General features: G+C 45.4%; 24 protein-coding genes, 2 rRNA genes and 1 riboswitch. Of the genes, 9 read left to right on the forward strand and 17 right to left on the reverse strand.

What is annotated here, in order from left to right; all coding sequences use genetic code 11:
- The 3 genes from HY200_07485 to HY200_07495 all read left to right on the forward strand — a co-directional run bounded on the left by HY200_07485 (position 1) and on the right by HY200_07495 (position 3,394).
- Positions 1–297 carry an ATP-dependent Clp protease adaptor ClpS gene (locus HY200_07485; protein MBI3594786.1) on the forward strand — a complete coding sequence of 99 codons (297 nt, stop codon included), beginning with the start codon at positions 1–3 and terminating at the stop codon, positions 295–297.
- A 94-nt stretch (positions 298–391) separates the two neighbouring features.
- Positions 392–1,588: a response regulator gene (locus HY200_07490; GenBank protein MBI3594787.1), complete on the forward strand. Its 1,197-nt coding sequence runs from the start codon at positions 392–394 to the stop codon at positions 1,586–1,588.
- A gap of 36 nt (positions 1,589–1,624) precedes the next feature.
- The gene (locus HY200_07495; protein ID MBI3594788.1) at positions 1,625–3,394 is read left to right on the forward strand and encodes a M24 family metallopeptidase; all 1,770 of its coding nucleotides are present in this window, start codon (positions 1,625–1,627) and stop codon (positions 3,392–3,394) included.
- A 70-nt stretch (positions 3,395–3,464) separates the two neighbouring features.
- On the opposite strand, the gene HY200_07500 is transcribed toward HY200_07495, so the two are convergent.
- The 4 genes from HY200_07500 to HY200_07515 all read right to left on the reverse strand — a co-directional run bounded on the left by HY200_07500 (position 3,465) and on the right by HY200_07515 (position 8,952).
- Positions 3,465–4,730, reverse strand: a complete 1,266-nt coding sequence (locus HY200_07500; GenBank protein ID MBI3594789.1) for a sodium:proton antiporter — start codon at positions 4,728–4,730, stop codon at positions 3,465–3,467.
- A gap of 236 nt (positions 4,731–4,966) precedes the next feature.
- Entirely contained in the window at positions 4,967–6,220 is a 1,254-nt protein-coding gene (locus HY200_07505) for an HD domain-containing protein (protein MBI3594790.1), read from the reverse strand.
- Positions 6,213–8,333, reverse strand: a complete 2,121-nt coding sequence (locus tag HY200_07510) for a HEAT repeat domain-containing protein (protein ID MBI3594791.1) — start codon at positions 8,331–8,333, stop codon at positions 6,213–6,215. Before HY200_07510 ends, HY200_07505 begins: the two co-directional genes overlap by 8 nt.
- A 235-nt stretch (positions 8,334–8,568) precedes the next feature.
- A complete protein-coding gene (locus HY200_07515) occupies positions 8,569–8,952 on the reverse strand; it encodes a DUF4440 domain-containing protein (protein ID MBI3594792.1) in 384 nt (127 codons plus the stop codon).
- Positions 8,953–9,104: 152 nt separating this feature from the next.
- Here HY200_07515 and HY200_07520 point away from each other — a divergent pair, with 152 nt between their 5' ends.
- From HY200_07520 to queF, 5 genes are all read left to right on the forward strand, one after another.
- On the forward strand, positions 9,105–11,852 hold the full coding sequence (locus tag HY200_07520; GenBank protein MBI3594793.1) for a valine--tRNA ligase: 2,748 nt from the start codon (positions 9,105–9,107) through the stop codon (positions 11,850–11,852).
- A gap of 8 nt (positions 11,853–11,860) precedes the next feature.
- The gene (gene nadC / locus HY200_07525) at positions 11,861–12,703 is read left to right on the forward strand and encodes a carboxylating nicotinate-nucleotide diphosphorylase (protein ID MBI3594794.1); all 843 of its coding nucleotides are present in this window, start codon (positions 11,861–11,863) and stop codon (positions 12,701–12,703) included.
- Positions 12,704–12,858: 155 nt separating this feature from the next.
- On the forward strand, positions 12,859–13,683 hold the full coding sequence (locus HY200_07530; GenBank protein ID MBI3594795.1) for a biotin--[acetyl-CoA-carboxylase] ligase: 825 nt from the start codon (positions 12,859–12,861) through the stop codon (positions 13,681–13,683).
- Between the two features lie 177 nt (positions 13,684–13,860).
- Positions 13,861–14,634, forward strand: coding sequence for a type III pantothenate kinase (locus tag HY200_07535; protein ID MBI3594796.1), 774 nt, complete (start codon positions 13,861–13,863; stop codon positions 14,632–14,634).
- Positions 14,613–15,023, forward strand: coding sequence for an NADPH-dependent 7-cyano-7-deazaguanine reductase QueF (queF, locus tag HY200_07540; GenBank protein MBI3594797.1), 411 nt, complete (start codon positions 14,613–14,615; stop codon positions 15,021–15,023). The genes HY200_07535 and queF overlap by 22 nt, the downstream gene beginning before the upstream one ends.
- Positions 15,024–15,056: 33 nt before the next feature.
- Here queF and thiC read toward each other — a convergent pair whose 3' ends face one another.
- The 5 genes from thiC to HY200_07565 form a co-directional block, all read right to left on the reverse strand.
- Complete coding sequence (gene thiC, locus HY200_07545) at positions 15,057–16,832, reverse strand: phosphomethylpyrimidine synthase ThiC (protein ID MBI3594798.1); 1,776 nt, start codon at positions 16,830–16,832, stop codon at positions 15,057–15,059.
- 106 nt (positions 16,833–16,938) lie between these two features.
- Positions 16,939–17,045, reverse strand: a riboswitch (TPP riboswitch).
- A gap of 615 nt (positions 17,046–17,660) precedes the next feature.
- Positions 17,661–19,205 (reverse strand): conjugal transfer protein TraF, encoded by a 1,545-nt coding sequence (gene traF / locus HY200_07550; GenBank protein MBI3594799.1) that lies wholly within the window; start codon positions 19,203–19,205, stop codon positions 17,661–17,663.
- Positions 19,206–19,431: 226 nt separating this feature from the next.
- Positions 19,432–20,007, reverse strand: coding sequence for a hypothetical protein (locus tag HY200_07555; protein MBI3594800.1), 576 nt, complete (start codon positions 20,005–20,007; stop codon positions 19,432–19,434).
- Between the two features lie 28 nt (positions 20,008–20,035).
- Entirely contained in the window at positions 20,036–20,377 is a 342-nt protein-coding gene (locus tag HY200_07560; protein ID MBI3594801.1) for a 4a-hydroxytetrahydrobiopterin dehydratase, read from the reverse strand.
- 10 nt (positions 20,378–20,387) lie between these two features.
- Positions 20,388–20,555 carry a hypothetical protein gene (locus HY200_07565; GenBank protein ID MBI3594802.1) on the reverse strand — a complete coding sequence of 56 codons (168 nt, stop codon included), beginning with the start codon at positions 20,553–20,555 and terminating at the stop codon, positions 20,388–20,390.
- Positions 20,556–20,628: 73 nt separating this feature from the next.
- Here HY200_07565 and HY200_07570 point away from each other — a divergent pair, with 73 nt between their 5' ends.
- Positions 20,629–20,847 (forward strand): DUF167 domain-containing protein, encoded by a 219-nt coding sequence (locus HY200_07570; protein ID MBI3594803.1) that lies wholly within the window; start codon positions 20,629–20,631, stop codon positions 20,845–20,847.
- Here the strand turns inward: HY200_07570 and HY200_07575 are convergent.
- The 8 genes from HY200_07575 to HY200_07610 form a co-directional block, all read right to left on the reverse strand.
- Entirely contained in the window at positions 20,842–21,108 is a 267-nt protein-coding gene (locus tag HY200_07575) for a NifU N-terminal domain-containing protein (protein MBI3594804.1), read from the reverse strand. The two genes, HY200_07570 and HY200_07575, sit on opposite strands and share 6 nt — an antisense overlap.
- Positions 21,109–21,113: 5 nt before the next feature.
- Complete coding sequence (lipA, locus tag HY200_07580; GenBank protein MBI3594805.1) at positions 21,114–21,974, reverse strand: lipoyl synthase; 861 nt, start codon at positions 21,972–21,974, stop codon at positions 21,114–21,116.
- Positions 21,975–21,985: 11 nt separating this feature from the next.
- A complete protein-coding gene (locus HY200_07585; protein MBI3594806.1) occupies positions 21,986–22,354 on the reverse strand; it encodes a Rieske (2Fe-2S) protein in 369 nt (122 codons plus the stop codon).
- Positions 22,347–23,348 carry an adenosine deaminase gene (add, locus tag HY200_07590; protein ID MBI3594807.1) on the reverse strand — a complete coding sequence of 334 codons (1,002 nt, stop codon included), beginning with the start codon at positions 23,346–23,348 and terminating at the stop codon, positions 22,347–22,349. Before add ends, HY200_07585 begins: the two co-directional genes overlap by 8 nt.
- A 13-nt stretch (positions 23,349–23,361) precedes the next feature.
- The gene (locus tag HY200_07595) at positions 23,362–24,510 is read right to left on the reverse strand and encodes an ABC transporter substrate-binding protein (protein ID MBI3594808.1); all 1,149 of its coding nucleotides are present in this window, start codon (positions 24,508–24,510) and stop codon (positions 23,362–23,364) included.
- Positions 24,511–24,918: 408 nt separating this feature from the next.
- A complete protein-coding gene (locus HY200_07600; protein ID MBI3594809.1) occupies positions 24,919–25,479 on the reverse strand; it encodes a CoA pyrophosphatase in 561 nt (186 codons plus the stop codon).
- 46 nt (positions 25,480–25,525) lie between these two features.
- Positions 25,526–25,642 (reverse strand): 5S ribosomal RNA (gene rrf, locus HY200_07605).
- A gap of 136 nt (positions 25,643–25,778) precedes the next feature.
- Positions 25,779–26,001: ribosomal RNA gene (locus tag HY200_07610) — 23S ribosomal RNA — on the reverse strand; the annotation flags it as partial.

Raw genomic sequence — 26,001 nt, forward strand, 5'->3', positions numbered from 1 at the left:
ATGGCGAAAGACCCCGGAGTTCTTTTTGAGGAACAGGTCGAATCTGAAATTCGTCTCGATTCTCCCTGGAATGTCATCCTCTATAACGATGACGTCCATTCCTTTGAGGAAGTCATTCTTCAAGTTCAAAAGGCAACCGGAGTGACCATAGAACGTGCTATCGAGATTACGCTGGAAGCCCATCAAAAAGGGAGAGCGATCTGTTTTTCGGGACCCATCGAGAAATGTACCCGCGTTGCCAATACACTCAAAGAGATCCGGCTTCATGTGGAAATAGATCAGCCTGCAACTCTGTAAATACTCAACGTTTTTTTCCATAATCTAAACAGGACCTGAATTGACAAAGGGGTAGTTGTATGGTAGCTTTTTTACATATTGGAGATATCATTACATGCCCGCTCAAGTTCTGGTCGTTGACCAAAACCCTCTTGTTCAAACTACGATAGAAAATTGTTTAAATTCCCAGAATTGTGAAGTTACTTCCGTCAGAGACGCACTTTCCGGGCTCGATCTGGCTTATAAAATTAAACCGGATTTGATGATTGCCGACCTTCGAATGGAAGGATTGATGGTTTACAGTTTCTGTGCCAGGGTTAAACAAAAACCATTCCTCTCCCATATCCCAATTTTTCTCCTCGTTCAACAAAGCGATGTCTTCGATGAAGCGAGGCTTCGTCAGTCCGGAGTTGTCGGGTTTATACAAAAACCGGTCGATCCGCAAAGACTGAAAGAAACCTTGGGTTCCTATCTCGCCCAGGGTACCCTGGCATCCGTTCCCGAATCCCCGTCCATTCCCGGTGCCCAGTCAAGGGTTTCCGAAACAACACGAACTGAAATGAATGGCCGGGCACCTTATTCCGAGAATCTGGCTGAAGAGGTTCAACCTGTCGGTACGGATAATACCCTTTACGATCGAACCATGGCAGATTCCAAAGTGACACATTCCCTGATACAACCCGATGAGACCATAAAGATCGATGACCTGATGGATTGGGCTCAACCTGAAGTTTCACCCTTTTCGGAAGTCATGTCGGCGGTTCCTCTTGAAGATTCTTCGGAGGCGACTCAGTTCGCGGACGCTACCCAGGTTTTGGATGAAAACCTGAAGGAATCTCTTTATTCTCCGGAAGATTTTTCAGAGGTAACTCAATTTGCGGATGTAACGGCATTAACTGGAAATTCGAATGAAAAGAGTCAGCTCTCCCGATCACTACGTCCGGAAGAAGAAAGAGCGGAAGTTAGAAATCCGGATCCGAATCAGGTGAGAAAGAGTGTCACAGAGACAAGAGAGCCCACCCAGAGCTCTTCCGTCAATGGAAAATCAGCTCCTCCCGATATGTCACTTTCAAAAAAGCCGGAATCCGTTATGCAAGGTGACAAAATAGACATATCAAATGCGGCAGAAAAAATAATTGAAAAGATTGCCTGGGAAGTCGTCCCTTTCCTCGCCGAGCAGGCGATCAAAAAAGAAATGATTGCTACGATGATTGAAAAGGTGATTTGGGAGGTTCTTCCCCCAATCGCAGAACAATCGGTCAAAGCGGCAATCAAAAAAATGAACGAAGAAGCTGATCTGTCTCCTTCCTAAGTTGCTTTTTTCTTCCTGAACCTCTAGACTAAATTCATGCTATCCCATGCCATCCAGCCATTACGATATTCCGAAAAAATCGCCGGCATAAGAAGTCGTCTCAAAGATAAGAAAATCGATGGTCTCATCATTCGGGGGACGGATCGCTTTCTGAGCGAATATGTCCCTGAAAATGAAAGCCATCGCGTTTGGTTATCGGGGTTCACAGGAAGCACAGGTGACATCCTGCTGACTCTCGAAAAGGCATTTTTGTTTGTGGATGGGCGTTACTATCTTCAGGCGGACCAGCAAGTGGATCCCAAGTTATACGAAGTCATAAAAGTTCCTTTGGGAGTGTCCCTTGAAAAAGCGATCATGCAAAAACTCATCGCATTATATTCTGCCGGAAAACATCGGGTCGGATATTCACCTGATCAATTCAGCGTGGATTCTTTGAAACGATTTCACATGGGAACCGAAAAGATCTCATTAGAGTGGATCCCTCTTCTCCCCTCCCCCTTGGAGGAGATTCGCACACCCGAGAAAGAAAGAGCTGGAAAGATCTGGAAAATCGACTTCTCCCTGTCCGGATGTCATACGGAACAAAAGCTGGCTCGACTCAGAGAGTTCATGTCGGAAAATAAAATCCATCTCTGGATCGTCCAGGCGCTCGATGAGATTGCCTATCTTTCCAATCTCAGAGGCGATGAGATACCTTTTCAGGCGACTTTCAAGAGTATCGCGCTGGTTACTCCCGATCGGTGCTACGTTGCACTGCCCAAGGCTAAACGGGCGGAATCTCTTGAATTAAAGGAAATTACTTTCATAGAAATGAATCGATGGGAGGATATTTTAATGGCTTCCTCGAAGAATGGATTGGTCGGGTTCGACTCTGCAACCACGACGGAAGCGATAAGACTTCAACTGGCATCCAGATCGATCCCTTATACCACATTTTCCTCGCCGATCGTTCCGATGAAGGCCAATAAAACGGCCGAAGAATTTCATCACATGCTCCGTTCCTTTCAGCGAGCGGACCAGGTCGTTCATCACGCCAAAAATTGGCTCTGTAAGAAAGTGTCGACGGGAGAACCTGTCACCGAAGCACTTTTTTCAGCCAGGGTCGAAAAACTCTTTAAACGGTCGGGAGCCTTCTCGCTTTCGTTTCATATTATTAGCGCTGCCGGATCAAATGCTGCGGTCATCCATTACTCGAATCCCGATCCCAACAGGGTCATTCAAAACGGAGAAATGGTGCTGCTCGATACGGGGGCTTATTACGAAGGGGGATATGCGACTGACTTGACCCGCACTTTCCTTGTGGGACCTGCAAAACAAAAGGCGACCTTTGAACAAAAAAGAATCTTTACCCTTGTTCTAAAAGGGGCGATAGCAGGGATGCGGGCGGTATTTCCTAAAGGTACTTCTGGCGTTGCGCTAGACGCTCTGGTCAGGAAACCCCTGTGGGAGGCTGGATATCATTACAATCATGGCACAGGACATGGCGTTGGAATTAATGTCCATGAATCGCCCCCGCGAGTCAGCACCCAGGGAGACATTCTCGAAAAAGGCCAGATCTTTTCAATCGAACCGGGCATTTATATTCCAGAATTTGGCGGAGTTCGGATTGAGAATCTTTGCACCGTTATTGATCATCCGAAATTTCACGACTGGCTGATGGTCACCCCTCTTACGTTTTCTCCTTTTGACGAAAGGCTTATCGATGCCCCGTTGCTCACTGGCGACGAAAAAAAATGGCTCAAATGGTACAAAAGTCAATTTAGGCTCGAACTCGCCTCTCCTCCCATCTCCTTCATCGAAACCTAAGAAATATTTGGGACATCGGCATTTCCTATCCTAGTAAAATCAATATATCGATAAACAGGCCTTTGGGGAATTATTCTTCCAGTAAATCAAGCTTTCGAGCGACCCATTTCGTACTACTGGCCTGAATCAGGATTGTGGAGAGAACCGCCATAAAAGTGATGCTGGCAATCACATCTGCATAGGCCACACCGGTACCGATTAATATTCCTGAAAGAGCTGCCGGAATAACTCCGGTTTCCCGGGTCCAGAACATGAAGATAATTTCCCTCCATTGCCATTGCGCTTTGCGGTCCGGCAATGTACAACATAAAACCGCCAGCGGCCTGGCAATCAGCATGAATATGGTTACCACGGCAATACCAGACCACAAATACTTCTGAAGAAGGGAAAGGTTGACGTGGGTTCCCAGGAAAATGAATATAAACATCCGACTGATCGTGGCGACCAGGCCAATAAAATGGTGGGTGAGGTGTGCGTGTTCTTGATCCATTTTAAACCGGTGCGGTTCAGGATTTCCCAAAATAGAGCCAATGACATAAGCGTCCAGATTTCCGATAATCATTCCGACGACAAAAACTGCCATGAAGCCGCTTGTTCCGAACTTGTCAGCAATCAGATAAGCGCTAACGACAGCGATAACTGTGACCAAAGGCGCATATTCCATCAAAAATCGGTATCGCGTATGAGCAATCACAAAAGCTGCCGCAAATCCAAAAAACATGCCTGCCAGGATTCCTCCGCCTGCCATCTGGAAAAAATTTATGAGACTTTTTCCAAGAGAAGCCTGTCCAGTTGTCGCCAAACCGAGAATTGTAAAAGTTAGAATTGCCCCAGTGGCATCATTAAATGCGGATTCGCTTATTACAGTCTGAGCCACACGTTCCTTGATTTTGATCTGCTTAAATACAGGAACAAGCGTTGCGGGATCGGTTGAAGCAATCACTGCAGCCAGCAAAAAAGCAGGTACAAGTGGCATTCCAATAATCCAGTAAGCGGCTATCCCGGCTACCGCCGCTGTAATCAGAACACCCGGGATTGCCAATAGTGTGATGGTAAGCCAGACCTTTTTTATGACCTTGAGGGAGAGACTTGATCCTCCCTCAAAAAGGATATACGAGGCTCCAAATATTAAGATAATCTGGTTTATGGATCCTTCAACTGGCACATCCACCCAATTTAAACCGGGGGGTCCGACGAAAACGCCGGCCAGGAGCAAGACGACTACATCCGGCACTTTAATCCAGCCAGCGAGTTTAGAAGAGAGTATTCCTATCGCCAAAATGATTGCGGAAATGCCTAACACATGCAGGGCGGCTAACGTTCCAGGACTTTCCATCTGATTTCTTCCTTTTCGTAAGGTAAAAATGAAACATGTATCTGATCACACTGTGAAACCTGAAACAATCTATCATAAACAACAGATTTGAAACAATCCAGATTTCTCCCATCGCATGGAGATCAGGAAATCCCTGTTGCCAATTTATGTTTCCTAGAAACTAAATCACACTCCAGCATTCAATTTTATGAATAGACTTTTGGATTTCTTGCAGAAGCAGTTCGATTAAACAGGATTTAAACGACTTTTCTCGATTTCAGGAGAGACATGAAATGGTCCAGGAGGACGGGATCCAGACCCGTACCCCGGCTTTCATTCATAATTTCGAGAATTTTTTCCGGAGGTAGGGCGTCACGGTAGGAGCGGTTGCTTCGCAGTGCGTCAAATTGATCTGAGATCGCCGCGATTCGGCTAGAAATATGTGGGGTCCTTTTCTGAGTAATCAGGGGATAACCCGTGCCATCATACTTCAGATGATGTTCGTAAGCGATGATGGTAGCAAGCCTAGGAATTTCTGGATACTTCAACAATATAAATGCGCCACGGACCGGATGTTTCTTGATCTCATCGAATTCTTCTGGAGTTAATTGACCTTGTTTATTTAAGATGTGAAGCGGCACCTGAGTTTTTCCTACATCGTGAAGAAGCGCTCCAATTCCAAAGGCATGGACGACGTCCTTTGGAAAATTCATTGATTCGGCCTGTGCCATCGTCAAAATGGCAAGATTAATCGCGTGGACGTATGTGTATTCATCAAACGCTTTCAGATCTGCCAACGGTATAAAAGATTTTTGATTTTGAAACAGTCCCTTTTCCAAAACAGTCATGATTTTAACGACAAGATTGCCCAGTGCCTTTTGGGCTGTATTCCAATCCATATAAATATCCTGGACCATCCTTGCTTCATCACGGAATCGCTCTTTTTTTAAAACGCCTTTCACCTTCTCAGCCGATGCGCTCCAATTCTGAATGAGGGAGGATGATTCCGTCTGATCTTTTCCTATCGCCCCTTTCCCAGAGGTTAATTCTTTGGTCTCGATATTCGGGGACGCGAAATCCGACTTTGAAGCCCCCTCATCCTTTAAAAGGAGGAAACTGTTCAAAAATATTTCAAACTCTTCCCAGGAAACTCCCCTTCGCAGAATTAAAGCGTCGATTTTTCGATCACGAAAAATCTTCAGTATGTCCGGCATATTGCCGGCATTGCTCAACATACGATCATTAATAAATATTTGATCTTCAATAAAGACAAATACCCGCTCGGAATCCTTTTCAAATAGAGGAAAGAGCTTGGTTTTTAGTGCTGAAGCGTCAGCAATGATCTGGGGATGTTTCTGGGGATATAGATCCCGGTCTGAAATGAGTCTGGATAGAGCTCTGAGAAACAATTCCTCTGGGGAAATTGGATTCATTTCTTCAAGGTGGGACAGATTGCCGGCGTTTGCCGGAGTCTTCCGGTCGCCCGGATGTTGAGATTCCATATCAGGCACGGTCTTGCCCTTTCCTTGAAAGCTCGTGGATTGTTTCATTGACACTCTTAAGCAATATCCGAATATGGCTTCCTTTCCAGAACCGCAATCTCAGGCCCCGACGGAGTTTTTCAAGAACCGGGACGAGTTCGGGAGCATTTGATTTCCTGACCATTTGCAAAATAATCAGGGCGTCCTTTTTTTGGTGTAAATTTTGCAATACTCCTTTTAGAATTTCCATCGCCTGGGAGTCCTTGCTTGAAAGAATCATGCTAATCGCCTGGCGCACTGTCCCCGAATCTTGATCGTGCAAGGCCATTGAAATGCTTTTATAAAAAAAATCGCTTCCTTTCCCGATCGCTTCGAGGGTCTGAAGAGCCGCCAATTTCACCTTGGAAGATTTAGCTTCAATAAAATACCGCTGAATTTCAGGCAAAACCTCTTTTGCTTTAAGATCTTTCAGCAGGACGAGCATGTTTCTCACGACAAACCACTTGGGACTCTTTAATCTCTGAACAGCCTGGGGAATCACAGGCTTTCCACACTGGATAATCTGTTGCAATAAATACTTGCGTACGGACATATTTTCTTCTGTTTCGAGTTGATCTAAAAGGATCCGGATAAGATCTGTTCCGGCAATTTCTTTGATATATCCAAAAAGCCTCACGAGCCTTTCATTGCTATTCGCACGAAGATTTTGAAGCAATGAGGCAAGAAATTCCGAACTGACAAAATTTTTGATCTTTTGCTCGAAAAATGCGTTTTCCGACGAATTGGCCGATTTGAGTTTGTCGAAAATAAGGAGAAGACAATCCTGCATCACATCATAAGTTTTATCGCCAAGACCATCTTTCAGGAGCTGATCCATAAGATCAATCAGGCCTCCATACTCCGATTGTATTCCTACAGGACCTTCGAGAAGCTCGAGAACAATCAGGGCAAGATGGTAATTTACCGCAACCGCTTCAACAGCGGCGACTTCCGTTCCGGGAAGGACTCGGGTATCTTCTATCGCTTGAACCAGCTCCTGATCAAGCTGAGATCGATACGTCGCGGGATAATAGACCCGATCGGCCTTATTGGTCAGAAGTTCGCGAAAGATATTTTTTTCAATGCCCAATTTGGAATCAAGAATGTCTTCAAGACGGGGATTGTTTGCCGAAAGTTCAGTAAATTTGTTAAGGAGGCTTACCATAGGAGCTGAAATATTCTGATTTGAAAGGTGAATTTGATTAAATACTTCCAATAACATCGGCTCCGAAAGAAAAGGTAATACTTCTTCCAGCGGGCCTTTCTCTTTTTCTGTCTCTTCCAGTGAAATGCGGAATATCTGTTGTCTGACTTCCGGTTCCAGCCGGTTCAAAAGAGTAGAGAGTTCACGATTAAATTGAATCCGTTCGTCCGAAGTGAGATTTTGTTTGTCTTCCTGATTGTTGAGATATTTTACAATAGTCCGTTCGTAGCTTTTTGCGTCTTTATCGCCCGATTTGCAGAGATGATTGATCAACTCTGCCAGGTCACCCGGATTAGCGTTTTCCTCAGCTTCGAAAGGTTGGCTCTGCTGTTCTTTTCCAATTGAATCATTCATGAGATTCGTCACGAGGTCTCTCCATATTCCTTTTCCATCTCGCCTGTCACTTTGCTGAACTGATGGATCGGTTTCCTGAGAATTCTTCAGGACCTCTTTGAACCGGATTAAAGAAACCTTGATCAGTTGAGTATCCTGATGAAGTCTGGAAACCGAATCTTCCCTCCTGCCAGGGGAAGTCTTGCCACTTTCAATAATAAACTTTAGAAAATGGAAGATATCATTCTTTGTCAGTCCTTTGATAAAAGTGATGGATGCAAGTTCGAACTGATTCATTCTATTTGCCAATTGACGGATAACAGGGTTCGAAGTGGAAATCGGACTCCCTTTGTATATAAACTCATTCCGGGTTACTCCCAATGTCATTTCATCTAAAAATTCAAACAGAATATTAAAATGTCTTTCAAGGTTTTCCAAAAGAGCGGGAACAGAGGTGTGCGTCAGGGAATAAAGTAGAAGCTTTCGGATGGTCAACTGAAGTTCGATTAAGACATTGACAAGGTAACGAAGGTCAAGCGCAGAATCCGTTTTTAATTTTTCATCCAATGAAACTTCCTGCTTATCATTCAAGTTTAAATAGTCGTCTTACCTTAAAGGATAGCAAAAAGAAACATTCCGTCAATATCCGATTTTACGCTTTTTTTAATGCAGAGATCCTGAAATGGAAATAACGGAATCCCCCGTTAAATCGCTGTTTGATAAATGGTCGGTGGAACCATTTTCCACCCGTTGAAAACTTTTTAAGAGTGAGCACGGGGATAGCACCGAATTGAAAATCGTTTTAATGGATAATTTCCTCTCCCCAAGGATTGTCCACCACGATCCGCCATGTCCCGTCAGATTTCCTGCGAAGGATGTCGGATGACTTTCCGCCCATTTCCACCGTCTTCCCATCGGAATCCGTTCCCGACAGTTTCCACTCCGAGCAAGAAAGTGCAATTTCTCCAGCTTCAATCATTTCATGGTTTATATTTTTCAATGTCGGCTTTAGAGCTATAAAGGATTCAAGCGCATTCCGTATTGCTTCCTTACCTACTGCCAGTTTTCCAATTTCAACGACCATGACTGCATCCGGATCGTACAGCGCGAGAGCTGTTTCTACGTTCCAGTCATTAATGGCCTCAAATAGTTGCTTAACCGTCTCCCCCGCCTTTCCTTTATACATAGCTTCTCCCATTCGTTCTAATGATGATCCATCTCATCGTTCAAGAAAGCATAGGTAAGTTATCATCTAAAATCAATGGTCCAAATCAAAAAGCCCCGTTTCCGATTCCTTTCTTTACAGAGACAACGCCATTCTGTTACTATTTTTTTCTTATGTCGAAAGAAATTTCAAAAACCTACGATTTCAAGCTAAATGAACCGAGACAATTTCAAAAATGGCTTGATGAACGACTATTCCATGCCGATGCGGACTCCCCCACTCCTCCTTTCTCAATGGTCATACCTCCTCCAAACATTACCGGAGTTCTTCATATGGGACATGCCCTCAATAACACCCTGCAAGATATCCTCGCCCGTTGGAACCGAATGAAGGGGAAAAATGTCCTCTGGGTGCCAGGAACCGATCATGCCGGTATCGCCACTCAAAATGTTGTTGAAAAGCAGCTCAAAAACGAAAAAAAACGAAAAGAAGACATCGGACGAGAAGCGTTTATCCGGAAAGTCTGGGAATGGAAGGAACATTCCGGCGGAACGATTATCCGGCAGTTGAAAAGGCTCGGATGTTCCTGTGACTGGGAACGAGAGCGATTCACCATGGATGAGGGCCTGTCACGGGCAGTGGAAGAGGTCTTTGTCCGGCTTTATCAGGAGGAGCTGATCTACCGAAGTGAGCGCCTGATCAACTGGTGTGTCCGTTGCCAGACCGCTCTTTCGGATGTTGAAGTCGTGCACCAGGAGAGTGAAGGGACACTTTATTACATTCAGTACCCCCTGGCTGACGATCCCAAAAAACACGTGACTATCGCCACCACGCGGCCTGAAACGCTCTTAGGGGACACGGCGGTGGCCGTCCATCCGGAAGATCCTCGCTTTCAATCTTATATTGGAAAGGCCCTTGTTCTTCCGTTCACCGGAATCAAGATTCCGGTCATTGGCGATCCTTCTGTTGAGAGAGAGTTCGGTTCCGGAGCAGTTAAAGTAACCCCGGGCCATGATTTTAACGACTATGAAATGGGCATAAGACATCATCTACCGATTGAAAATATTTTTACTTCCGATGGTAAACTGATGTCGTCTGAGAGAACCGGTCCCTTTGCGGGATTAACCATCCCGGCTGCAAGAAAAAAGATCACTGCCCAATTAACAGAATCCGGAGCTCTCGTCGAAGTGAAGAAACATCTTCATTCTGTTGGAAAATGTTACCGATGCCAGACTACTGTGGAACCATATCTTTCCAATCAATGGTTCGTTAAAATAAATCCCCTTGCTGCTCCCGCAATCGAAGCGGTTCGTTCCGGAAATATAGAATTTATACCCAGGAGTTGGGAAAATACCTACTTTTCATGGATGGAAAATATTAAGGATTGGTGCATTTCGCGGCAACTCTGGTGGGGACACCGGATTCCGGTCTGGTACTGTCTGACCTGCCATCCCGAATTAAAAAATGGCTCTCCGTTTCACTACCGGTCTCTGAGAGCCGTGGTCAGCGTCAAGATTCCGTTAACTTGTGAAAAGTGTAAACAGAAAGACTTTATTCAAGAACCGGATGTACTGGATACCTGGTTTTCATCGGCACTTTGGCCTTTTTCTACCTTGGGCTGGCCTGAACAGACAAAGGAACTCGAAGTTTATTACCCGACTTCCGTCCTGGTAACCGCTTTTGATATCATTTTCTTTTGGGTCGCTCGCATGATTATGATGGGAATCAAATTCATGGATCGTGTTCCTTTTAAACAGGTCTATATTCATGCGCTCGTTCGTGACGCGGAAGGACAAAAGATGAGTAAGTCGAAGGGTAATGTCGTCGATCCCCTTGATATCATTGATCGGTATGGAACGGATGCTTTCCGCTTTACGCTTGCGGCCATGGCGGCCCCCGGAAGGGACATTCTTCTGGATGAAGAACGAATCGCAGGTTACCGGAATTTCTGCAACAAGATCTGGAACGCTGCCCGATTTATACAGATGAATTTGAAAGCAGGAACAATCATCCCTATTCATCCGCCTAATCCGGATACTTTGCCGGATGAGTGGATCCTGTTAAAGCTCAATCAAACGATTCATCAGGTGAATTTATCGCTCGAACAGTTCCGTTTTGACGAAGCCGCGCATCTACTCTATCATTTTATCTGGCATGACTTCTGTGATTGGTATCTTGAATTCGTGAAACCACTCCTCTGGGAAGAGGGTGCGGGATCGACTCGTCACACCATGATCTTTACCTTCAAGGAAATTCTTATTTTAATCCATCCTTTCATGCCGTTCATTTCCGAAGCTCTCTGGGAAGATTTCTCGGCTGAAAAGAAGAGTCTCTTAACTTATCCTTACCCGCAATATCCGTCATCTCATAAAATCAACGTATTTGATGAGACCAAGGCATCTGATAAAATCCGTGTTCGGGAGAATACTTTGATTTTTATGGATATTCTCAAGGAGATCATAAAAGGAATTAGAAGCATCCGGGGAGAAAACAATATTCCATCTTCAAAAGAATTAAAAGCCTTGCTTGTCCTCAACGAGGAGTCGATTGCTCATTTAGAGAAGGGCCTTCAAAGCCAAACGACTTATATCGTCAAGCTTTGCAAGCTATCCGAATTTAGCATCACCTCGTCCGAAACATCCAAACCATCTTATTGTGCCACCTATGCCGCCGACTCCTTTAGACTTTACGTTGATTTGACAAACATTTCGGATCCTAAAGATGAGATTAAACGCCTGAAAAAACAGATCGAAAAAATCAACACAGATCTTTCTCTCATTTTAAAAAAATTTGAAAACCCAAATTTTGTCAAAAATGCCCCTGAAACCGTCGTCAAAGCGGAAGAATCAAGGAAAAAAGAACTGGAATCAAAAGTCGAACTTCTTTCCAAAGAAGTCGAAAAACTTAAGACCTTCTCGTGATTTGAACCATGATCCTTCATTCCTTACAAATTCAGGAAATCCTCAAGGCGGCTTTACAAGAGGATCTCGGGTGGGGAGATATTACAACCCAGGCTCTTTTTCCTTTCAAGGTTAAGGCAAAGGGAATCATCTTTCCAAAAGAAGAGATGGTCCTGGCAGGAGGGAGCGTTGTCAAAGAACTTTTTTCCATTCTGGATCCGGAGGTCGCGGTAAATCTTCACAAAAAAGATGGGATGAAAATAAAAAAAGGAGAGAAGATGATTACCCTCCTCGGGGACGGACGTTCCCTGTTAAAAGGAGAACGCGTCGCACTCAATTTTCTGCAGAGGCTCTCCGGCATCGCCACGCTCACAACCCAATATGTCAATCTCGTCAAGGGAACTCCTGCTCGCATCCTGGATACCCGGAAAACAACTCCGGGGCTTCGGATCCTGGAGCGCTACGCAGTTGCCCAGGGAGGAGGGAAAAACCACCGTTTTCATCTTGGCGATGCTATCCTGATCAAAGACAATCATATCGCCCTGGCTCGAGGGTTGAAGTCCGTATTAAAGTCAATCCGGTCCGCCTCCCATTCCTATGCTCCTCTCGAAATTGAAGTTAAGAACTTGAAGGAGGTCAAACTTGCCCTGGCGGCAGGCGTTGACATCATTCTCCTCGATAACATGAAACCTCCGGAGATCAGAAAAGCGGTCAAGCTCATTAACGGAAGTGCCTTCATCGAAGCCTCCGGAGGAATTAATCTGTTCAATGTCCGGGAGATTGCTGAAACGGGTGTTGATTTTATTTCGATCGGCGCGCTTACCCATTCGGCGAGAGCAATCGATATCAGTATGGATATCAAACGTGTCTAGTCTGCCCTCATGCCAACATGCATTCTTCTCTCCGACGGCGCCGAAATTCATTCTCATCTTTAGCCAACTCCATGGATGTGGAATAGACGAATTTCGCCGAGTCTTCTTTCAGAAAACATGTTGGCATTCGCAGTGAAGAAAAAGGAGTGATTCCAATGACTCAGCCCGATACAGACAAAGGCCTACAGATAGATCTGATCCTCCAGTCTCTCCACACGCAATATATCGGAAAGGAACTGATTTATTTTGAATCAACCGATTCGACCAACGTGCAGGCTTCTATCCTAGGAACAAAAGGAGCTGAGAACGGGACAACAGTCGTTACGGAAAAACAGACCCAGGGAAAAGGAAGAATGGGAAGAACCTGGATCTCCCCCGTCAATTCCAATCTCTATTTTTCGATTTTACTGCGACCGCCCACTTCGCCACAGGCTGCAAGCTGGATTCCGTTGGTAGCGGGAGTCGCTCTCGCAAAAGGAATTTCCGGTTACACCGGACTATCGGCAAAAATAAAGTGGCCGAACGATCTTCTCATAGGTAAAAAAAAGTTCGGAGGGATTCTAATCGAAACTCATATCGTAAGTAACCGGATTCATTATCTTGTTCTGGGAGTCGGACTTAATGTCAATATGACCCGGTTCCCGGAAGAAATCGCTCCATTCGCCACTTCGTTAAAGAAGGAACTCGGGCATCCCTGCCATCGGGAACCGCTTCTCGTTCACCTTCTCGAAGAGCTTGAGAAACAGCTCCAGGATTTTTACGAATCGGGCCCGGAAAAAACTTCAGGAAATTGGATACAGCTTTCTGATACGATAGGAAAAGAGGTGACTGTCACGCTTGGGAATCAGTCAATCAAAGGAAAGGCAATCAATCTCGATCCTCATGGCGGGCTGATTCTTGAAAAGCGAGACGGAACGAAGACGACCATTCTAACAGGCGATGTTGTTCAACTCAGAACCGACGTCTTGAACCGGAAGTGACGAAATGCTGAAATTGACAAAACGGGATTGGAATAATCTGAATGCGGACTCGGCGAAATTCGTCTATTCCACATCCATGGAGTTGGCTAAAGATGAGAATGAATTTCGGCGCCGTCGGAGAGAAGATTGTCCCAATCCCGATTTGAGATTAAACTTATATAGATAGGGTGCCTGTTCATGCTTCTGACTGTTGACATTGGCAATTCCAATATCGTATTGGGACTGTTTCAGAAGAAACTTCTGATGGGAGAGTGGCGGATCTCCTCACAACCTTATCGGACAGTCGATGAATATGCGATACTCATGGAAGACCTCTTTTCGTTGAAAAAGTTCCTTCCCGATGAGATTGATCGAGTGATCCTCTCATCTGTGGTCCCTCCTCTCACCCCCGTTTTTAAGGAGATTTCCGAAAAATATTTTCATACAGATCCAATGGTCGTCACAGATCAACTTAAACTCGGACTCTCCTTTTGTTATGAAAATCCCGGCGAAATAGGGGCCGACCGAATGGTCAATGCGGTAGCCGGTTTTCAACTTTATGGCGGGCCTTTAATTATCGTCGATTTCGGAACTGCCACCACTTTTTGCAGTATTTCCAAAAAAGGAGAATACCGCGGAGGGGTCATCGCGCCGGGTCTCCAGATTTCTGCGGAAGCGTTGTTTCAGAGGGCAGCCAAACTTCCCCGCATCGAACTGGTCAAACCCGAGAAGGTGATCGGTAAAGATACAATCACGAGTATGCAGTCTGGTATCATCCTCGGTTATGTCGGACTCGTTGAAAAATTAATCGAAAAAATAAAGAAAGAGACCGGAGAAAAAGCAAAAGTCATCGCAACAGGCGGTTTGGCGGGACTTATCGCACCGGAAACCCGGTCGATCGATCAGGTCAATCCAAATCTAACTTTGGAAGGATTGCGGATTATCTCTGAATTAAATCAAAAGAGTCATTAAGGAGAGTTGAGTTGAAAAATATCGGAAAACTGGAGACCTTCTCGAATCCAAATCCAGAGCGTGACTATGAAATTCAATTTGAATGCCCGGAATTCACCTGTCTCTGTCCGAGGACTGGTCAACCTGATTTTGCGACAATCAGAATCAACTATGTGCCGGATCAACTCTGTGTTGAATTGAAATCGTTGAAACTATATTTGTGGTCCTACCGAAATGAAGGGGCCTTTCACGAAGCTGTCACAAACAAGATAATGGATGATCTCGTTCAATCCCTAAACCCCCGGCAGATGAAAGTGACCGGAGATTTTTATGTCAGGGGGGGGATTCATACCATCGTCACAGTGACCCATTTTATGGAGGTCAGGAAGGGCAAAGGCGGGAAGGGTTAGAGTGTAAAATCCTTCACCCTGACGCTTCACGCCTTACAGATAAATCTCCGACCCCGTTGATTTAAACTCTTCCGCTTTCTCTTTCATTCCCAAAACAAGTGCCTCCTTTTCTTCCAGTTCTTTCTGCACAGCGTACTGCCGGACATCTTCAGTGATCTTCATCGAGCAGAAATGAGGTCCGCACATTGAACAGAAGTGGGCCACCTTTGCGTTTTCAGTGGGCAGTGTCTGATCGTGAAACGACCTGGCCGTTTCAGGATCGAGCGAAAGATTAAACTGATCTTCCCATCTAAATTCAAAACGCGCATCGGAAAGAGCATTATCCCTGTTCTGGGCGCCCGGATGTCCTTTCGCCAGATCAGCCGCATGGGCGGCGATTTTATAAGTAATGACGCCAGTCTTGACATCTTCCTTTGTGGGAAGTCCAAGATGTTCTTTCGGTGTCACATAACAGAGCATGGCACATCCGTACCATCCGATCATCGCTGCGCCAATTCCAGATGTAATATGGTCATATCCGGGCGCAATATCTGTCGTAAGCGGTCCCAGAGTGTAGAATGGGGCTTCATGGCACTCCTTGAGCTGTTTTTCCATATTGACTTTTATCAGATGCATCGGCACATGGCCCGGCCCTTCAATCATCGTCTGAACGTCATTTTTCCAGGCTATTTTTGTTAGCTCCCCCAGCGTTTCCAATTCTCCAAACTGAGCCGGGTCGTTGGCGTCGGCCAGTGACCCAGGACGGAGTCCATCCCCAAGACTAAATGAAATGTCGTACGCTTTCATGATTTCACAAATTTCCTCAAAGTGAGTATAGAGGAAATTTTCCTGATGATGCGCCAGGCACCATTTGGCCATAATGGCTCCCCCTCTGGAAACTATTCCTGTTTTACGATTCGCTGTCATCGGAACGTAACGCAACAAAACCCCCGCATGTATCGTAAAATAATCCACGCCCTGCTCGGCTTGTTCGATCAGAGTATCTCGGTAAAGTTCCCAGGTCAGCTCTTCCGCTTTTCCGTTCACCTTCTCAAGAGACTGGTAAATCGGGACGGTTCCGATGGGTACCGGCGCGTTCCGGATGATCCATTCCCGAGTTTCATGAATGTTTTTTCCGGTTGAAAGGTCCATGACCGTATCTGAGCCCCAGCGAATCGCCCAAATCATTTTCTCGACCTCTTCTTCAATGGTGGAAGCCACCGCTGAATTACCGATATTAGCATTGATTTTGACCAGGAAATTTCTTCCAATGATCATCGGTTCAAGCTCGGGATGATTGATATTAGCTGGAATGATCGCCCTTCCACGGGCGACTTCATCCCGGACGAATTCAGGTGTAATACGGGAAGGAATTGACGCGCCGAACGATTCGCCGGGATGTTGGAGTATCCCTTTCCCGTTCTGTTCTGCTTCTTCCATCATCTGATTTTCACGAATCGCAATAAATTCCATCTCAGGCGTGATCATTCCTCTTCGGGCATAATACATCTGGGTCACATTTCTCCCCGTCTTTGCCTTCAACGGCTTGCGAATATGTTGGTACCGAAGTTCAGACAGTTTGGGATCTTCGGCTCTTTTCCGTCCATATTCCGAAGAAGAGTTGTGAAGAACTTCGACATCCTTTCGGCTTAAAATCCATCCTGAGCGAAGGGGTTCTAATCCCCGCCGGATATCCACTTTCACTTTCGGGTCGGTATAGGGACCGGCCGTATCATAAACTAGTAAAGGCGTACGACCTCCGGTCAGCGGGATTTCACGCATGGGGACTTCAACCCCATTCATCGAACCTTTAATATAAACTTTTCTCATTTGCCTTTCCTTTCAAATAAAATGATTCCCTGCTTCTGTCATGAAACGGGTCATCCATGAAGACAAAAAAAAACCGAGTCAACTTTTCAGGGACACGGTTTCATTTGAATATTATTAACCGCTTCCCTTCGCTGGCATTATCCAGAGCAGGTTCAAAGGGTTGTCCTTTCATCATTGAAAGACTCTCAGCCTGGGGCACCCCTTGCGAAAATATAGTTTTGATTTTAAGCTTGTCTTTTATCCGAAGTCAAATTAATTAGCTCTTAATTCGGTGTAGGTCTAATGAATGGAGATGGAAGAAACGAGGTTATGTGATTGAAGAGCCAAAAAGGGTCTAACAGTTAAACCTTGAAATTCTATTTTCTACAGATGCTGATGAAGGGTAATTACCACACAGACTGACATGATCAATAGGAAAAACTCTCCCAAAATGGACTCCTTTTGCTAATAGGTTCAAACGCGGTCGTAAACAACCCTAATATATAGCAATTTCCTTGCCAGATGCAATTTAATTCTAAATTATTGATTATAAAGGAATTTAAAGCTAGATGAACATGGGAAGATTTCACTCATTCGTATTCCGCAGAAAAACCTCGAATATTCTGGCAAAAAGGGAAATTATTTTCCTTTTATTCTCTGACATTTCTATGTCAGGTTGCTCAAAAACTTACAAATGCCCCCTAACGGGGACTTCGGTATTTTGAAATTTTAAAAAGGAAGGTCGTGTGGCACCGGCAGCTTTGAGAACGACGCAGACGTCCTTTGTCGGTACGTAGAGGAGACCGAAAAGCGAGAACAAAACAGTTGAATTTTTTCAGCAACCTGCTCTTAGAAAAGCATGGAGAGGGCAAATTCCCCTCTCGCCTCATTTGGCACCGAGTCCGAATCAATCTGACTGCTCTTACTCCCCATTGCCGCTCCAATATCAAGATTCATTAACCAAAAATTGAAGCCCAACCCCACTGTATAAACCGGTCCAATATCGCTCTCAGCAAGATTCTTATAAATACCCCCGCGGATTTGCAGAAATTTAAGTACGTTGAGTTCTAGGCCTCCAGCGAGATTTTGATACTTATAATCCCCTCCTGAAATTGTCGAGTCATTCCGAGTAAGATCCAAATCCGCAGCTAACATGAGAAAACTGAGCGGTTTATAAGCAACGCCAGTACGAACCTGTGGAAGCTCCCGAATTGAATCGTCGGGTCCCCCGGACGGCAGGGAGGGCATGGCGAATGAAGGTCCATTCAGGTTTCGTCCGACCATTCCAAACCGAAGTTTGTCACCGAATCGATATAAAATTCCCAAATCCAGGCCAAAATTCTGGCTCTCCTTGTAACTATTCGGACTATCCTTTGCCGCAGTTAATTGATCGCCAAATTTCTTATCAAATACCGGAACTGAAACCTGGTACGCCTTCCCTTGCATAAATTTGAGATTACCTCCAACGGCAAAATCTGTTGTGATGGATCTTCCGTAGGTCAATGGAATCTCCGAAACAATTATTCCTCTGAAAATGAGAGCCGAACGATTATTGGCCAATGCCCCGCCCGACGGTGCATTATTCGCAAGTTGTGCCGTGGTCAAGAGATCAGCGGAAGCAGCGCTAGGAGATGGAACACTTGCGCCGGGAACAGCTGCTGCTGCTGTAAGGGCACAATCGGCTGAAGTCACATAGTTAGTGGCCTGGGTACTACTCCAGTTTGCGAGATTTTGAATCTGACTAATCAAACCTGCAGGATTCGAAATATAACCTCCCGTACAGGGCGACGTTGCAAAAAATGAGTTTGTAGCGCTATTGAATTGACTCATAAAATTTCCGGAAGTTCCGGTAGAAATATTGGCCAGATCAAGACTTGGAATTGCAGACAAATCCCAGAACTGGTATCCACCTATTCCGAAATGTCCAAACTGGATTCTTAATCCCCCTTCGTTTAAGACCGTAACAGCTCGATTCGGATTGTCACCAAACACTTTCAGTTCGTTAACCAACTCAACAAATTCGCTGACCTGACTGGCCGTAAGGGTCGCATTTCCGTTTATTGCCGTCTGTAACGCACCAAAATCATGTTTTTCGATAGCGCTGATTTCCGAACCCATATCTTCATGAATTTGGGCTCCAACCCCGGCATTGACCTCCCAACTCCACTTTCTCTTGCCGTAATCTCCCCCTTCGGAATCTTTAAAAAAACCAAAAGCCGCCGGATTCCAATAATCCGCTGTGGCGTCATTTGCGACCGCCACATTGGCTCCACCCATTCCGAGTGCCCTGGGCCCAACGATACTCCATTCCCTAGCGTCGATGGAATGCGCCGATAGGAACGAAACCCCCAAAATAAACATAATGAAACCACCTATTCGTTTAATCTTAATCATTATTAAATACCCCTTTCTCAGAAGATGGTATTAAGATAAAATCTGGTTATTTCAGGCTGTTCAAAAGGCTTCAGTTGTCCCCTGCCGAGGACTTCCTCATTCAAACCTTCAAGTTGAGGGTCGCTAGCCGCTGGAGTGAGGCAACCGGAGTGTACAGGGTTAGTACATGAGGATTGCCGAGCGACGAGAACAATGCAAATGATGCATTTTCAACAGCCTGTCCTCATTAATGAGGCATTTCTTTAAAAAGCAAAGTAAGCAAATCATCGGTTAAATTCGCCAATTTTGGTTTGAAAATCGTATATTCTTCAATCAGTTCGTGATTTGCCTTCCAAATGACTGTCCCTTTGGAACTGTCGATCAGCTTAACTCCCAAGCCCACTCGGGCCACTTTGTTCCCGTCCTGCCGTCCGTATCCCCACGAGGTGACATAAGTCAGAAACAGAGCTTCCGCGCTTAAACTTTCCCTAAGCTTTTCGGACAGGTTCGGATCAGAAACGCCAAGCGTGTTGAGTTGCTGGATATATTTCCCCAGACTGTCGGAAAGTTCACCCGACTGGATCATCTGGGATTTAACGTTTCCGGCATCCACCACATTGGAAAACCATTTCGTTTTAACCAGCTTACTCGAAACCGCATTCTCAACGACCTCCCGGGAGGACTCGTGTTCACCGATAGTTGCCGGCAGAACAGCGATGGTTCTGGGGTGAAAATGTTTCGAATCCGGGCTTAACTGACTATAATTGATACTCGAACATCCCGATAGAAAAACAACGGCCCAAATTATAACAAATGGCTTCAACCCCTCACCCGACCTATTTCCCTCTATATCAATTCGATTTTGTTTCCCGGATCAGATTTACTTTAGCAGCCATAATAAAATCATTTTCATGAAGTCCTTTGATCTTGTGTGTATAAAAAGTAACCACGCTGTATCCCCAACCCAGAGTCAAATCAGGATGATGTCCCTCGGCTTCAGCAAGTTCACCCACTTGACTGACAAACCGGAGAGCAGACGCAAAATCACTGAAATAAAACTTTCTCTCAATCCGATCGGGTTCCTTTTTGAGAACCCAGTCCGGTATTTCAAGCAGGAGTTTTTCCGCTTCTTCTTGTTTCAAAGGTGGAATCCCTCCCCGGCAGGGAACACACTTTTTTGTGTTCAGCGGCATTGAGCCTCTCCTATCCTTTTGGAGTATTATTCTTTTCCACAAACTTCCTGATATCTTCGAGATGATCCAAAATCAATTTGGCCTTTTTAACTCCAAATTGAAATGGAAATTTATCGTCAGGTCCCTGACTCAGGACGATCATCGGATTTCCTTTAAATTCTGATTCGGACGCGGGCATATCAGGTTACTCCTTCTTTTTGAGGTTAAATCTCGGATAGCGCATTTAAAATCTTTTTGCTATCGTATTAAATATGAAGGTGACTGTCAAAGTAAAACCGAACGCTAAGTCAGATAAATTGGTAGAATTGTCGCAAACTGAATTTTCCGCTTCGGTCAAAGCGCCCCCACAAGACGGTAAGGCGAATTCAGCTCTTATTGAACTGTTGTCAAACCATTTTAAGGTGCCCAGGAAACAGATCAGTCTCCTGAGAGGCGCGTCATCCAGGAATAAATTATTTGAAATTCTATAACGATTTTAAAATGTCCATCACTTTGGGAACGATAACGCCCCAGTTTCCTCCAGGCATCTTATTTACCGAGACGAAATTCTCCATCATGAATACGCCGACCAGTCCGTCAATTTCAAAAAGCCTTGCGGCGATCTCTGATTTCTCCGCCTCCTCCTTGCTATTAAAAATCTCCATCCCGCTTTGAACAACCTGCTTGCTGAAAACAAATTTCATGCTATTCGGATTGGGTGTAGGTTGAAACCGGATCGGATTCTCCTTCATTTTAACTATACCCTTTTGGCTTGTTCGTCTGCATGGTATGAACTTCGAACCAAGGGACCGGATTCAACGTGAGGGATGCCGAGTTCTTCTCCCATTTTTTTCAACTGGACAAACTCATCCGGAAGATAATAACGTTTAACAACCAAATGATTTCGAGTCGGCTGAAGATATTGGCCTATTGTCAAAATATCGCATTTCAGGGCAACCAGATCTTCCATCACACGCTTGATTTCATCTTCGGTTTCGCCCAGCCCAATCATGATTCCCGTCTTGGTCAGGAGGTCTTTCTTCCTGGATTGCCGCAAAAGTTGAATGGAGCGACAATATTTCGCCTGAGGTCTAACCCATGCGTACAACCGAGGAACTGTCTCCAGGTTATGGTTTAGAATATCGGGCCGGGCATCAAAAATTCTTGAAAGCGCGGTGTCTGAACCCTGAAAATCCGGAATGAGAACTTCAATCGTGGATTGAGGACTTTTTGCTCTGACTTCTTCAACGGTTCTGGCAAAGACCTCCGCTCCCCCGTCTTCCAGTTCGTCCCGATTAACCGAAGTGATCACGACATGATTCAAGGCGAGCGCAGAGACCGCTTCGCCCACCCGGCGCGGTTCGTCCCAGTCCAGCTTCTGAGGCCTCCCGGTCGTTACCGCGCAGAAACCACAGCTTCGGGTACAGACGTCTCCCAGTATCATAAAGGTAGCCGTTCCCCTGCCCCAGCATTCCCAAAGATTGGGACAGCGAGCTTCTTCGCATACAGTATGGAGATCATACTGATTGAGCAGTGTTTTCATCCGCTGGAACTCTTGTCCGCTTTCCAATTTGATTTTAAACCAGGAAGGAAGAGGGAGCCGTTCTAAATGATTCATTTTCAAACCAATCAATCCGCGTAAAGTTCTGTTGCCGTTGCCAAATCAAGGTAGATCGAATTTGACCGAATCGACAAGGGAAGAGGAAAAAGAGATTTGCCTTTGCAGGGACCTCCGGTACATTCGCCTGTTTCTGGTTGATATGTCGCGCCATGCGTCTTGCAGATCAATTCACTTTTCCCCGGGGTATAGAATTCATTGGTGTCCCAATCCAGCGTAATTCCCATATGGCGGCACCGATTGATATAACCATAATAGTGACCTTTTTCATTTATCACGAACCCTTCGCACTTTTTTTCATTCAAATCAAATGTGAACTTGAAGGAATGTGAAGGGAGAATCGCTTCCGTCGAAACAATCAAGAGCTCCCTTTCAGACATGGATATGACCACCTTGATTTTGGTTTTTTTTGATGAAAGAGTATTTCCTGGATTCCTCGTGAATTTCAGCAATTTTTTGTGTCGTGAGTCGCCCGGTCAATTTTTCGTTCTCCTGGTTCTGGGATGTCCCTGACACGGTCGTATTGTCCGTACAAATCCCGATGGGAACGCCATAATCCAGAAATGTAAAAATGGGATGTTCCTGCCCTGCCTTTACAGCCCCGGTCTGATAATTCGAGGTCCAACAGCATTCTACGAGAATTTTGTCAGCCGCTAACCTCTTGAGAAGTACTTTATCCGTAACTGCCGAACATCCGTGTCCTATCCGGGTGGCCCCAAGATCGTCGATCGATTGCCAGATAAATTCGGGTCCCTCGTCTTCTCCCGCGTGGGCTGTCAATCCAAGGCCTCCCAACCTCGCAATCTGGAATGCCTCCTTAAAAAGCTTTGGCGGATTTCCCCTTTCAGCTCCGGCGATGTCGAATCCAATTACACCGGTCCTATCGTGAAGATGCTGGGCTTCGGCAATTGCCTGTCGTGCCAGTATTTTTGCGATGTGGGGCCCCTGGTGCCGCATCGCAATGATGATTAAACCGGCATCCACACCAAATTTGTCTTTCGCACGATTGATTCCCGTCAATACGGAACTGATGGATTGTCGGATAGTAAGTCCCGCATAGGTATGAATGATAGGAGAATATCTCAATTCGATCAACTTAACTTTATTCTGGTTCGCTTTTTCAATAATGGACTCGACTACCCGGCTGATATTATCGTAGAACTGCGTAATCCATTGCGGATAATGGAATTTATCCAGATAGCGAAGAAGGGAACCCTTTTCCTCTTCCTGAAGCGTCAGGAGTTTTGCCATCTCCTCAATCGTTTCAACCGGATTGAGCTTATGTTTTTTCATGAGCTCCCAGGTTATTTCCACCGGAATCGAACCATCGACGTGCTGATGGAGTTCAATCTTTTCAATTTCTGAAATATTCATTTATTTTGAGCGCCTATTCAAGTTTGGAAACTGAAATCGCTTTCCCTTTTTCAATTTTGGTCAAAAACACCTCTTTTAACGCTTGGTGGTTGGAAGGGCTGAACGAAACCTGGAGTCCTCCGATATTTACATTGAGCCCTTCCAGAGTTGAAAGAAACGACGATCGGGTGAGCGATTCGCTTTTCTTAATCGCTTCCGTGAGGACCACAGCATCGATATAACCTTCGAGACTTGTAAAATCAAGTGAACCTCTCCCGGCGACGTTCATATCTTCCTTATATTGTTTCACAACGGGGAGAGTGCTATCGATCGGATTGGGAACCACCTGGGTCACAATGACTCCGTCTCCGTCGCTTCCCAATTCCTGAATTAACGCATAGGTACCCACAAATGAGATGTTCAGGAACTTCGGTCTAAATCCCTGACTTTTCGCCTTTTTGATAAATTCGGCACATGGTTTATAGGTTCCTACCATAATCACGGCTTCCGGATTGGCTTTCTTCAATGCTTCCAGTCCCTCACCGATTTCAATGGTATTCCGGGTATATTTTCCGTCCCCGGTCAAGACAAGATCTCTTCTCTTCAAAGCCCGCATGACTCCGGCCCGACCAGCGTCACCGAACGAATCCGCCTGGACAAATACGCCTATCTTCTTGATTCCAAGATCCTTGGTCAAATGTTCCACCATGGTCTCCGTCTCATCAAAATAACTTGCGCGCACGTTAAAGAGGAATTTATTCACCGGATTGCGAAGGATTTCCGCACCGGTAAAGGGAGCAATATAGGGCACGCCCGCCTTTGAAAAAATCGGCATGACGGCCGAAGAGGTTGGCGTTCCGACAAATCCAAATAGGGCGAAAACTTTATCCTCTTCAATCAATTTCTTTGTATTTACGACCGCCTTTTCAGGCTCATAGCCATCATCATAACTCACCAATTTAATTCGTCGCCCGCGGATTCCACCGGCGAGATTCACTTTATTGAAATAGATCGAGCTCCCGGTTTTAATTCCGGAACCCAGCGCCATCGCGGGACCATTTAGTGCATTGGACATGCCAATCAGAATCTCCTTGTCCGTGACCCCTTCCTCAGAAAATGCAAGTGAAGCGGACAATGCTATGCCTGTTATCATGATGAATAAACAATGAATAAATTTGGACATGGTCTCACTCCATTTAGCTGGATATGGATAATAACTCACTTTACCGGTCTGGCTCCGGATCGTAGTATACGAGGAGATTGATGAACCGTCAATTCTAAAAAGTGATTTTTTCTTGCGCAATTTAAATTGGTTCGATAACATTTAAGGACACTAGGAAGGAGGTGGTCCAATGCAGAGTAAAAATTCGACCAGTGAGGTGGCTGAGCGTTAGCGCTCACGCTTCGAACGTTTCTTTTGACGGGTGAGCGTCTGACCAATCCCAATCAGAACACCGTCCTCAGAAGTCTTACGATGAGGTCGTCGTGAGCGGGTTAACCGGCCCGTAAACGCTTCTGGGTATATTTCCGTCTATAATGGGGAGTCCTGAAGGATGAAGGATTCCCCATTATATTCAATCCCCATTCCCTCCTATTCCCTTAGAATCTGAATTAAATTGTGGGTGATGGCGGCAGTGGCCCCCCAAATACGATATTGTTCAAATTCAAACAGGTAAAATTCCCTTTTCTTCCCATCCGAATCGATCATGAATTCCTGCCGGCAATTTTTTGCATCCAGAAAAAAGGCAAGCGGAACTGAAAAAATTTCGTCTAACTCGTCTACGCAAATTCGAGTCAAAAAAGGATAGCGGAGCCAACCCACAAAAGGGGTCACATTAAACCCGCTGACGGTGACATGGTCATCCAGCTCTCCCAAAATCTCAATGGAATCCGGCTCTATTCCCACCTCTTCCCATGTCTCCCGAATCGCCGTCGAAACAGCATCCGGGTCTTCCGGATCCCGCATGCCACCGGGAAATGAAATCTGTCCTTTATGATGTTCTACCTTATCAGTTCGTCGGGTGAAAAGCAGAAAGTGTTCTCCTTCTTTTTCATAAAGGGGGAGAAGTACGGATGCCGGTTTTAAAAGAGGATCGAATCCTCTTCGCTTGATATAGGTTTTTAAACGCTTTTGAATGGTTGTATACATCATGAGGGATAAAAAAAGCCTGTCGAAATCTCGACAGGCTTTTAATTAAATCCGGCAACGTCCTACTTTCCCACACCCTCGCGGGTGCAGTATCATCGGCCCTGAAGAGCTTAACTTCCGTGTTCGGGATGGGAACGGGTGTGGCCTCTCCGGCAATGTCACCGAAAACTCTTACTGATTTACGATTAGGCATCATTGACTGCGTTGTCGCCTTGTCACTAATGCCTTCTCCTAAATCAGTAACTGAAAGACAAAATTAAAAACCCTTAGAAATTTGTTAAACCTGATTAGCTCGAGATAAATTATATGGTCAAGCCGCACGGCCAATTAGTACTGGTTAGCTTAAGGCCTCACAGCCCTTACACACCCAGCCTATCAACCTTGTAGTCTACAAGGGGCCTTTAGGTGGCTTATGCCACGGGATATCTTATCTTAGGGTAGGTTTCCCGCTTAGATGCTTTCAGCGGTTATCCTTTCCCGACATGGCTACTCAGCGCTGCCGTTGGCACGACAACTGACACACCA

This window comes from Nitrospirota bacterium (genome assembly GCA_016194305.1).
In the GTDB taxonomy this organism is placed as follows: domain Bacteria; phylum Nitrospirota; class Nitrospiria; order JACQBW01; family JACQBW01; genus JACQBW01.

Excerpts from the sequence above, each read along its gene's own strand:
- HY200_07520 (MBI3594793.1), top strand. The coding sequence starts at position 9,105 with ATGTCGAAAGAAATTTCAAAAACCTACGATTTCAAGCTAAATGAACCG.
- HY200_07495 (MBI3594788.1), top strand. The coding sequence starts at position 1,625 with ATGCTATCCCATGCCATCCAGCCATTACGATATTCCGAAAAAATCGCC.
- HY200_07585 (MBI3594806.1), bottom strand. The coding sequence starts at position 22,354 with ATGTCTGAAAGGGAGCTCTTGATTGTTTCGACGGAAGCGATTCTCCCT.
- HY200_07530 (MBI3594795.1), top strand. The coding sequence starts at position 12,859 with ATGACTCAGCCCGATACAGACAAAGGCCTACAGATAGATCTGATCCTC.
- add (MBI3594807.1), bottom strand. The coding sequence starts at position 23,348 with ATGAATATTTCAGAAATTGAAAAGATTGAACTCCATCAGCACGTCGAT.
- HY200_07565 (MBI3594802.1), bottom strand. The coding sequence starts at position 20,555 with ATGCCCGCGTCCGAATCAGAATTTAAAGGAAATCCGATGATCGTCCTG.
- HY200_07560 (MBI3594801.1), bottom strand. The coding sequence starts at position 20,377 with ATGCCGCTGAACACAAAAAAGTGTGTTCCCTGCCGGGGAGGGATTCCA.
- HY200_07515 (MBI3594792.1), bottom strand. The coding sequence starts at position 8,952 with ATGTATAAAGGAAAGGCGGGGGAGACGGTTAAGCAACTATTTGAGGCC.
- HY200_07570 (MBI3594803.1), top strand. The coding sequence starts at position 20,629 with ATGAAGGTGACTGTCAAAGTAAAACCGAACGCTAAGTCAGATAAATTG.
- lipA (MBI3594805.1), bottom strand. The coding sequence starts at position 21,974 with ATGAATCATTTAGAACGGCTCCCTCTTCCTTCCTGGTTTAAAATCAAA.
- HY200_07595 (MBI3594808.1), bottom strand. The coding sequence starts at position 24,510 with ATGTCCAAATTTATTCATTGTTTATTCATCATGATAACAGGCATAGCA.
- HY200_07490 (MBI3594787.1), top strand. The coding sequence starts at position 392 with ATGCCCGCTCAAGTTCTGGTCGTTGACCAAAACCCTCTTGTTCAAACT.
- HY200_07575 (MBI3594804.1), bottom strand. The coding sequence starts at position 21,108 with ATGAAGGAGAATCCGATCCGGTTTCAACCTACACCCAATCCGAATAGC.
- traF (MBI3594799.1), bottom strand. The coding sequence starts at position 19,205 with ATGATTAAGATTAAACGAATAGGTGGTTTCATTATGTTTATTTTGGGG.
- HY200_07500 (MBI3594789.1), bottom strand. The coding sequence starts at position 4,730 with ATGGAAAGTCCTGGAACGTTAGCCGCCCTGCATGTGTTAGGCATTTCC.
- HY200_07600 (MBI3594809.1), bottom strand. The coding sequence starts at position 25,479 with ATGATGTATACAACCATTCAAAAGCGTTTAAAAACCTATATCAAGCGA.
- HY200_07485 (MBI3594786.1), top strand. The coding sequence starts at position 1 with ATGGCGAAAGACCCCGGAGTTCTTTTTGAGGAACAGGTCGAATCTGAA.
- HY200_07535 (MBI3594796.1), top strand. The coding sequence starts at position 13,861 with ATGCTTCTGACTGTTGACATTGGCAATTCCAATATCGTATTGGGACTG.
- nadC (MBI3594794.1), top strand. The coding sequence starts at position 11,861 with ATGATCCTTCATTCCTTACAAATTCAGGAAATCCTCAAGGCGGCTTTA.
- thiC (MBI3594798.1), bottom strand. The coding sequence starts at position 16,832 with ATGAGAAAAGTTTATATTAAAGGTTCGATGAATGGGGTTGAAGTCCCC.